This is a genomic window from Desulfurellaceae bacterium (genome assembly GCA_021296095.1).
GTDB lineage: Bacteria > Desulfobacterota > Binatia > Bin18 > Bin18 > JAAXHF01.
Genome location: JAGWBB010000106.1, coordinates 11,048 through 11,796 on the forward strand (window position 1 = coordinate 11,048; position 749 = coordinate 11,796).

Here is a 749-nt window from a genome sequence, read left to right on the forward strand (position 1 = left end):
ATCGGCTGGTTTCCGGTTGAGTTCACCCAGGCGGCAACGACTTCCCCCTTCTTTTCCGGGCTGCCGCCCAGCCTGGAGGTGTTCCACTGGCACGGCGATACGTTCGACCTGCCGGCCGGCGCGGTCCATATCGCCCGCAGCCGGGCCTGCCAGAACCAGGCCTTTATCTGTGACGAGCGGCTGGTGGGCTTGCAGTTCCACCTGGAGACGACCCCCCACGCGGCGGCGGAGCTGATTCGCCACTGTCGGCACGAAATCGTTCCGGCCCGGTTCATTCAGACCGAACAAGACATGCTGGCCGACGGCGGGCGGTTCGAGACGATCAACACGGCCATGGAACAGGTGTTGGCCGGCCTGGAGCGCTGGGAGCGGGTTTGAAACCCGCCCCCACAAGGCATCTCTTCGCCACAGCAGGACTAAGGGGGATTTTCCCGGGACGCCTCAGGCTCTGTCGGCCCGCCGCCAGAAGCTGATGGCTGAGACACCGGTGATGACGACCACAGCCGGGGCGAAGAGATTCCAAATGAGGGCGCTGGCCTCAAAATGATCCGAGAACTTGAGCACGTAGTTATGCAGGTAGATGATGCCGACAAAGGCGGCGACCATGGTGAACAGATCGACCGGCCCTTGGCTCCTGACCGGTTCTGCGCCAGGAGTCTGGAGCGAGGCGTGGACGTTGAGGCCGACCACCAGGACCAGGACGATCAGCGTCAGCGGATCAACCACATAGTCCCATAGCGGCTGGACAC

General features: G+C 63.4%; 2 protein-coding genes. One reads left to right on the forward strand and one right to left on the reverse strand.

The features are described 5' to 3' along the window. On the forward strand, window positions 1-378 hold a 378-nt coding region (locus J4F42_19430; protein ID MCE2487690.1), incomplete at its 5' end, for a hypothetical protein. A gap of 63 nt (window positions 379-441) precedes the next feature. Here the strand turns inward: J4F42_19430 and J4F42_19435 are convergent. After that, window positions 442-749: hypothetical protein (locus tag J4F42_19435; GenBank protein MCE2487691.1), on the reverse strand; the 308-nt coding region annotated here is incomplete at its 5' end.